The 7,144-nt window shown below is 66.5% G+C and carries 7 protein-coding genes and 2 pseudogenes; 7 read left to right on the top strand and 2 right to left on the bottom strand.

Going from position 1 to position 7,144, the window contains the following annotated elements; translation table 11 throughout:
• The 4 genes and pseudogenes from QZY03_RS17395 to QZY03_RS17405 form a co-directional block, all read left to right on the top strand.
• Window positions 1–603, top strand: a pseudogene (locus QZY03_RS17395) (hypothetical protein); the annotation flags it as partial.
• A 655-nt stretch (window positions 604–1,258) separates the two neighbouring features.
• Window positions 1,259–1,579, top strand: a pseudogene (locus QZY03_RS32170) (response regulator transcription factor); the annotation flags it as partial.
• A 100-nt stretch (window positions 1,580–1,679) separates the two neighbouring features.
• A complete protein-coding gene (locus QZY03_RS17400; protein WP_295583277.1) occupies window positions 1,680–1,874 on the top strand; it encodes a LuxR C-terminal-related transcriptional regulator in 195 nt (64 codons plus the stop codon).
• A gap of 269 nt (window positions 1,875–2,143) precedes the next feature.
• Window positions 2,144–2,575, top strand: a complete 432-nt coding sequence (locus tag QZY03_RS17405) for an antitoxin Xre/MbcA/ParS toxin-binding domain-containing protein (RefSeq protein ID WP_295583268.1) — start codon at window positions 2,144–2,146, stop codon at window positions 2,573–2,575.
• Between the two features lie 282 nt (window positions 2,576–2,857).
• On the opposite strand, the gene QZY03_RS17410 is transcribed toward QZY03_RS17405, so the two are convergent.
• Together QZY03_RS17410 and QZY03_RS17415 are read right to left on the bottom strand one after the other, a co-directional pair.
• Complete coding sequence (locus tag QZY03_RS17410; protein ID WP_295583269.1) at window positions 2,858–4,003, bottom strand: hypothetical protein; 1,146 nt, start codon at window positions 4,001–4,003, stop codon at window positions 2,858–2,860.
• Window positions 4,004–4,025: 22 nt separating this feature from the next.
• Window positions 4,026–4,475, bottom strand: coding sequence for an SCP2 sterol-binding domain-containing protein (locus tag QZY03_RS17415; RefSeq protein WP_295583271.1), 450 nt, complete (start codon window positions 4,473–4,475; stop codon window positions 4,026–4,028).
• 307 nt (window positions 4,476–4,782) lie between these two features.
• Here QZY03_RS17415 and QZY03_RS17420 point away from each other — a divergent pair, with 307 nt between their 5' ends.
• The 3 genes from QZY03_RS17420 to QZY03_RS17430 all read left to right on the top strand — a co-directional run bounded on the left by QZY03_RS17420 (window position 4,783) and on the right by QZY03_RS17430 (window position 7,103).
• Window positions 4,783–5,496, top strand: a complete 714-nt coding sequence (locus QZY03_RS17420) for a protein-L-isoaspartate(D-aspartate) O-methyltransferase (protein ID WP_295583273.1) — start codon at window positions 4,783–4,785, stop codon at window positions 5,494–5,496.
• A 278-nt stretch (window positions 5,497–5,774) separates the two neighbouring features.
• Window positions 5,775–6,398 carry a PolC-type DNA polymerase III gene (locus QZY03_RS17425; RefSeq protein WP_295583279.1) on the top strand — a complete coding sequence of 208 codons (624 nt, stop codon included), beginning with the start codon at window positions 5,775–5,777 and terminating at the stop codon, window positions 6,396–6,398.
• 27 nt (window positions 6,399–6,425) lie between these two features.
• Complete coding sequence (locus QZY03_RS17430; RefSeq protein ID WP_295583275.1) at window positions 6,426–7,103, top strand: ERCC4 domain-containing protein; 678 nt, start codon at window positions 6,426–6,428, stop codon at window positions 7,101–7,103.
• Window positions 7,104–7,144: the final 41 nt, after the last annotated feature.

Raw genomic sequence — 7,144 nt, forward strand, 5'->3', positions numbered from 1 at the left:
CTGCGGGCGACGGTCGCACTGGCGGCTGACGCCGTGGTCGAGGTCCTGTTCCTGACCGGAGTGGCCCCGGACCGGGCGAGCGCGCTGGCGCTGCTGGACGGTTATCACCGCCCGGAAGCGGCCCCCGCGACCGGCACGACCATGCCGGCTGTCGGCACGGGGCCGACCGGACAGATGGCCGGCGCCCCCGATAAGCCGGCGGCAGCCCTGGACCTCGCGGGCGAGCCGCTGCGGCTGTTCAACGGCTACGGCGGGTTCTCCGCGGACGGGCGCGACTATGTCCTGCCGTTGCGCCGGTCGGGCACTGACGCGGGCGCCCTGCCCCGCCCGCCGCTGCCCTGGATCAATGTCATCGCCAATGAACGGGCCGGCTGCCTGGTGAGCGAGGTGGGCGCCGGTTACACCTGGGCGCGCAACAGCCAGGCCAACCGCATTACCCCCTGGTCCAACGACCCGGTGAGCGATCCCCGCGGAAATAGGGGACGCGCGGAAATAGGGGACGTACCACGGATATCTCGGCGGAAAGACTCGCCCGGGAACAGGTCATGCGCCGCCGAGGGACTCCTTTTGGGCAAACGGCATCCGCTGGTGCGTAGTGCGTAGGGTGCGGTGAGCGTGAGCGAACCGCACCGATAGCCGCCCGCCCAAACGATTCGGTCCCTTTGTCGCCGAATGTCGCTACTCGCCGGCAGCCCTGATCACCTCTGCGGTCAGATCATCGCCGATCCACATCCCTGCCATGCGGAGCTTGCCCAATATCGCCGCCACGGATGGGATAAAGCCCGAGCGGTATCAGGTCAGGATTGCGGACCGGTAGTAAGTACTTCAAGTGAAATATTTGTAGGCGCCAATAATTGCAAAGCATTGATTTAAAAGAAAGATAAATAATTAAGCGCTCATAGCGAATATATTGATGTACTTATCTCAAGCCAATCGATGGCATTCGGTGACGGCACCGCGATGCCAAGCCTGCCTTGAGCTCGGTTGCCACAGCGGGCGGGAGTCGCACCCGGCCGTATAACTGACACAACAGGTCCAGTTCGCTGACCTGATGCAGATAGATGAGTGGCGATGTGTTACTGATCGCTAGCAGTCTGTCGGACTTAACCCGAGCGCAGAGTTTCGCGACAGCGATCCTTATCGCGGCGCTGGCCCCGAGCAGCCGCATGACCATCTGCCTGCCGCAGGGCAGCGATTCCGGCGTAAGCTAGGGCCACGCCAAGCAGCGCAGAGCCCAGTCATCACCCTCAGCCTCATCCTGTGCGACGACCACACCCTGTTTGGCGACGGGCTGGCGGCTCTGATTGCCCGCGAGCCCGGTTGGCGGGTTCTGGCCCAGGTCGCCGACGGGGCCGAGGCCGTGCGTCTGGCCACCGAGCTCAAGCCCGACGTGGCGGTGCTCGACGTGGCCATGCCGGGCATGAGCGGAATCGACGCGGCGGACCTGATCCGCGTCGGCTCACCGACCACCTGTATCGTCGCCGTCTCCATGTACGCCGATGCCCACTATCTGCAACGCATGATGACGGCCGGGGCCAGGGCCTATGTGTTGAAGAACGAAGCCGGCGCCGACCTGATCCAGGCGATCCGCGCCGCCGTCGCCGGGGATCGCTTCATTAGCCCCGCCCTGGCCCAGGCGGGTACGGCCGCGGTGCAGCGCGGACCTGGACCAGGCGCTGCTGACCAAGCGCGAGCGCGAGGTGCTGCGGCTCATGGCCCTGGGTTGGCGCACCAAAGAGATCGCCGAAACCCTGGGCATCAGCGCCAAAACGGTGGAGACCTACCGCGCCCGGATCATGATGAAGCTGCGGTTCGACACCCTGGCCGGCCTGGTGTGCTTCGCCATCCGGGCGGGGCTAACCTCGGTCGAGTAAGCACGGGCTGCCGCTCCTGCGGCGCCGATCATCGCGCCATCACGGTCGAAGCCGTGTCTTTCAAGCGGCGGCTTTGCGAGGAATTCCAGTCGCTCCGCCGTTCGGCCTGAAGGGCAGCAAGGGGTCGTGACTTACTACCCGACGTTCAACGGATACCCCTGAGCACCCGCTGGAATCCCCCTGCGATTCGTCCTCGGCGTCCGTTAAGGAATGAGCGGAAAGGTGCAGTTGGTGCTATCCTTGGGATCACTTGATACCGCCGTGACGAAATGATCGAAACACAACGCATTGCCGAGGCCATGGGTGGAGCAGCAGTGCTCGGGCAGGCCATTGGCTCGCTGAGCATGCTGGAGGCGGTCGTGCATCGGGGCCTGCCAAAGGCCGCTTTGACACAGGTCGTCGCGCGCGCGGTGGCGGACCCCGGCGAGCGCCGTCGGCTACTGCACGGGATTGTCTCTGAAGCAACCTACAAGCGCCGCCGGGTTCTGAGTCCGCAGGAAAGCGAGCGGACTGAGCGGCTGGCGCGCGTGGTGGCGACCGCGGACTATGTCTGGGATGACACGGATGCGGCCCGGCGCTTCCTGCACGAGCCGCATCCGATGCTCGAGGGCCGCGCACCGCTCGACCTTGCACTCACCGAGTTGGGCGCACGGCGGGTGGAGGATCTCCTGTGGCGGTTGTTCCATGGACTCCCGGCCTGAACTACCGCTGACCGCCTACCGCATCGCCGACGGACGCCACCCGCTGTAGAGTGTGTTCGGAAGATGAAAATCCCCAGTGGGAGCGGCGTCCCGCCACGCTGCGGTGCCGCGGTGACCTCGCACGCCGCGGCTGCGCGCCCGGCCCCGTCGCGGCGGGACGCCGCTCCCACAGGGTCGCTGCGCGACTTTTGCGGTAAACGCGACGCGACTTCCAAGCCCTGCATCAGCCCTGAATTGATGGCGGCGGCACTGGTCCAGGCGTCTTCAACGGTGCGTGGAGGCTCAATCGAAAAGCTTGGCTTCGCGGAAACGGCGAATCAGCGACTGTTTTCTCTCGTGCTTGGCGGACAGCACGGCCATGCGCTCTATAAATGCGGCGGTCTGCTGGTCTAGAGCGGCCAGGTCACGCAGGTCCTGCAGCTTCGAGACCGCCTGCCCGTAGCTGCTGGTCTGCCGGGTCTCGATCAGGGTCTCGATCGTATGCCACAGTGTGTCCTCACGGCCGCGCAGGCCCTGGAGGTAGAGCCGGCGACGTGCCGCCTCCTCGGCCTCCTGGCGGGTCTTGGCGGCGGCACGCTCGCGGGCCGCGTGCGCGCGGCGTTCCCCGGCGAGCTGTTCGGCGCGGATCCACAGGGCGGCGGCGGTGCGTCGCTCGGGCTGTCCGGAGTGGGCGGGTTTGGCCGCGCCCAGTTCCCGCTCGGCCCGTTGTCTCAGGGCCGCGAGGGGGTAAGGACCAGCGGAGACCAGAAGCTCGGTGAGCAACGCATCCTTGTGGGTCGGCGACAGGGCCTGGACCCAGCCGGCGAAAGCGGCCTGGTCCGGCCTGGCATCCTGAAGCGGGCCACTGCGCTCGGCCGCGACGGCGAGTAGGTCCGGCCCGATGCGCAGGAAGTCCGCCAGCGCGCGGTGCGCTGCATCGAGTTCCGCGAGACCGGGCGGGACTGAAGGCTCCGGGCTCAGATCCTCCGCATCATGGATGCCGCTCAGCCAGCCGAGGTAAAGACTGCGCCGATCGCCCGCAATGAGCGCGGCGCGCAATGGGACGAGTGAGCCGAGCGCGTAGGACTCGCCCTCCCAGTCGGGTTCCTCGATCTCCGACGTGAAGGAGAGGATGGTGTGATCGCCCGCCTGCCGGATCTCCAGGGCCTCTTCGGAGGCGTAGTCACGGATCTGGTGCGGGGGCAAGAGCGCGGCCGGCAGACGCAGCATGAGCCAGTGCGAGCCCCAGTTGGCGAAATAGAGGAAGGCGTCGAAATACTGCTCCATCCAGCGCCTGGGATCGCCCTTCAAATCGCCCCAGTGATACTCGTTGAAAAAACGGGTGGAACTGATCTCGGCGCGGGTGGAGCAGCGCCGCAGTTCGGCCATCTGCGCGTTGGTCAGGGGTTGGTCGAGGGCCAGGAATTCGTAGTACTGGTATTCGCTCATGGCGGTTGATGACCCAGGCGGCTCAGCGCCCCAGCAGCCGATCCAGCCCGCGAATCAGCGGTGCGACCCGCGCCGGCGGTTCGAACGCGTCGAGGAAGTTCTTGAGATAGAGGCCCAATTCAGTATCACCCGCCATCCGCAGCCGGCGCTGGAAGAACAGGGTGTCCGCGTCCTCCCGCCGCGCGGCCAGCAACAGGAACTCGTGGAGCCCGCCCGAGATACTGGCATCCGCGGGCGCGCCTTCGCCGAAACCGCGGATGCGCCCGGCGCCGAACCCGAGGCGATAGCGGATACCCAGGTCACTGATCTCGATACCGACCGTGCGGCCTTTGAGGAAATCGAGCTCGCCATCGGTGATCGCGTCCTTCATCACCTGATTGAGCGTCAACGCGAGCGCCTGGCTATGGGCCAGGGTCGGCAGCAGGCGCAGGGGCGCGGAGAGTGTGGTCAGGAGGCGCGGGCGTAGGTTCATGGAGCAGGTACTCAGGCGGCCGTGAAGGGGATCACAAAGCCGTGCATTGTCGCGCGGCGGGAGCCTTTCAGCCACCCCGGAAGATGAAAGTCCCTCGTGGGAGCGGCGTCCCGCCGCGATACGGTGCCGCGGTGACCTCGAACGCTGCGGCTGCGCGCCCGGCCCCGTCGCGGCGGGACGCCGCACCCACAGGGGCGCTGCGCGACTTTCACGGTAAAGCGTTGGACTCCAGCCGGCTGGCCGGGACCATGACCAAGGCCCCGCCAACCGACGCGACGGTCTGCGTTCATGCACCACGGAACAAGCCATGACAGCGCCCTGCGATGCACTGCTCACCGAGGTGGAATCCGACGTCCGTCTGACGGCCTCCGCCATCGGCTTCGACCACCTCACCCTGGCGGTCAGTGACGCCCTGCGCCGGGTCCCCCGCCACGCCTTCGTCGCGCCTGAACAACGCGACCTGGCCTACGCCAACTATCCTCTGCCCATCGGCAGCGGCCAGACCATCTCACAGCCCTATATCGTCGCCATTATGAGCCAACTGCTCGGGGTCGGCGCCGGGGATCGGGTGTTCGAACTCGGGACCGGGTCCGGTTATCAGTCGGCGGTGCTGGCCGCCCTCGGGGTGGCGGTCTACTCGATGGAGATCGTCCCCGAATTGGCCGAGCGGGCGCGCATGACTTTGCAGGCATTGGGGTATGATCAGGTCCAGGTGCGCACGGGAGACGGTTGGCTCGGCTGGCCGGAGGTCGCTCCGTTCGACGGCATCATCATCACCGCCGCGGCCCCGCGCCTGCCCGAAACCCTGCTCGACCAACTCAAACCAGGCGGTCGGCTGGTGATCCCGCTCGGTGCGCCCGGGGGCCACCAGGAACTTGCTTTGTATCAGAAAGGGCCGGCCGGCGCAGTCACCGGACACAACCTGCTGCCGGTCCGCTTCGTGCCGGTGACCGGCGGACTGGGTCGCTCAGGGCCGCCTGCGGACGAAGAATCCTCGCCGCCAAGATCCTGGGAAACATGACCCACCCCGCACGACGCGCGTCGCCAGTGGGAGCGGCCTCCGGCCGCGATGCGGTGCCGGGGTGAATGCCGATGGCCTAGATCCCGTGCGGCCCCATCGCGGCCGGAGGCCGCTCCCACGGGGCGCAGTGTGATTATGATGTCCGCGAGGCTGCTCTCACGCCGCGTCCTTTCACTGTCCGAGCGTCCGATTACGACAACGACAACGACAACGACAACGATTTTATTCGTTGCTTCACCTATCTCCAACTCCTTACCTATTGAAATATCAACAGGAGCATCACAGTGGAAACCATCGCCGTCATCGATTTTGAGACCACCGGCCTGTCGCCGGATTGCGGTGATCGCGCCACCGAGATTGCCGCCGTGCTGGTGCGCGACGGACAGATCGTCGATCAATACCAGAGCCTCATGAACGCCGGTGTGTCGATCCCCGGGTTCATCACGGGGTTTACGGGGATCACCAACGCGATGGTGCGCGCGGCGCCGCCGGCCCGGCAGGTGATGGCCGAGGTGGCGGACTTTGTCGGCGACTATCCGCTGGTGGCCCATAACGCCTCGTTCGACAGCAAGTTCTGGGACGCCGAACTGGCGCGCATCGGGCGCGCCCGGGACCAGGCATTCATCTGCTCGATGCTGATTGCCCGGCGCGTTCTGCCGCAGGCGCCTAACCATAAGCTCGGCACCCTGGTCGACTATGCCAAACTGCCGGTGACCGGGCGCTATCACCGCGCCCAAGCCGACGCGGAGATGACCGTGCATCTGACCCTGTATCTGGAGCGGGAACTGATGCGGCGATTCGGGCTCGGGACGGTGTCCTGCCAATTGCTTGCGAAGATCCAACGCACACCGGCCAGCCGACTGGAACACTGCGTCGCGCGCTTTGAAAAGGCGTGCGCCTGAAGGTCTATCGCGCCATGCCACGAGCTGATGATGACGACCAGCCAACGCTTCTCCATTGTGGTCGATGACCGCGAGTCGGCCAGCCTCGTGCTGGCGGCGCTGCAGCAGCACGCCGAGGTGCTGACGCGGGTGGAGCGGCTGCCGGTCGGCGATTATCAGGTGGACGACAGTCTGCTCTTCGAGCGTAAGACGCTGCCGGATCTGGTGGCCTCGATCAAGGACGGGCGCCTGTTCTCGCAGGGGCTGCGGCTCGCGAACGCGCCCCTGCGCGCCGCGCTGATCCTGGAAGGTCGTGCGCAGGATTTGGCGCAGTGCCACATGCGGCGTGAGGCGATCCAGGGCGCGCTGGTGAACCTGACCCTGTTTCTCGGCATCCCGCTGCTGCGGTCCATGGACGCGGAGGAGACCGCGCGCCTGATGCTGTTCGCTGCGCGGCAGGCGCGCGTCCGCGCGGTCGGCGCGCTGCCCCGCCCGGGCCGACGCCCGCGCGGCAAGGCACGGGTGCAGAGCCGTGTCCTGCAGGGGTTGCCGGGCATCGGGCCGGAGCGGGCGCGGCGACTGCTGGAACAGTTCGGTTCGGTCGAGGCGATCATGGCCGCTCCGGCCGACGCGCTGGCGGCGGTGCCTGGAATCGGCCCGACCACCGCGGGTTCGATTCGATGGGCGGTCGAGGATCCTCGCCCTGATTACCAATTGTTCAGGTGATTTCCAATAATTTGGATACCGGTCAGTGTAGGTGCGACTTC

Origin of the sequence: uncultured Lamprocystis sp., from assembly GCF_903933125.1 — a bacterium.
Lineage (GTDB): Bacteria > Pseudomonadota > Gammaproteobacteria > Chromatiales > Chromatiaceae > Thiodictyon.

Coding starts and splice junctions, on each gene's coding strand:
- QZY03_RS17405 (WP_295583268.1), top strand. CDS start 2,144: ATGATCGAAACACAACGCATTGCCGAGGCCATGGGTGGAGCAGCAGTG.
- QZY03_RS17415 (WP_295583271.1), bottom strand. CDS start 4,475: ATGAACCTACGCCCGCGCCTCCTGACCACACTCTCCGCGCCCCTGCGC.
- QZY03_RS17420 (WP_295583273.1), top strand. CDS start 4,783: ATGACAGCGCCCTGCGATGCACTGCTCACCGAGGTGGAATCCGACGTC.
- QZY03_RS17430 (WP_295583275.1), top strand. CDS start 6,426: ATGATGACGACCAGCCAACGCTTCTCCATTGTGGTCGATGACCGCGAG.
- QZY03_RS17410 (WP_295583269.1), bottom strand. CDS start 4,003: ATGAGCGAATACCAGTACTACGAATTCCTGGCCCTCGACCAACCCCTG.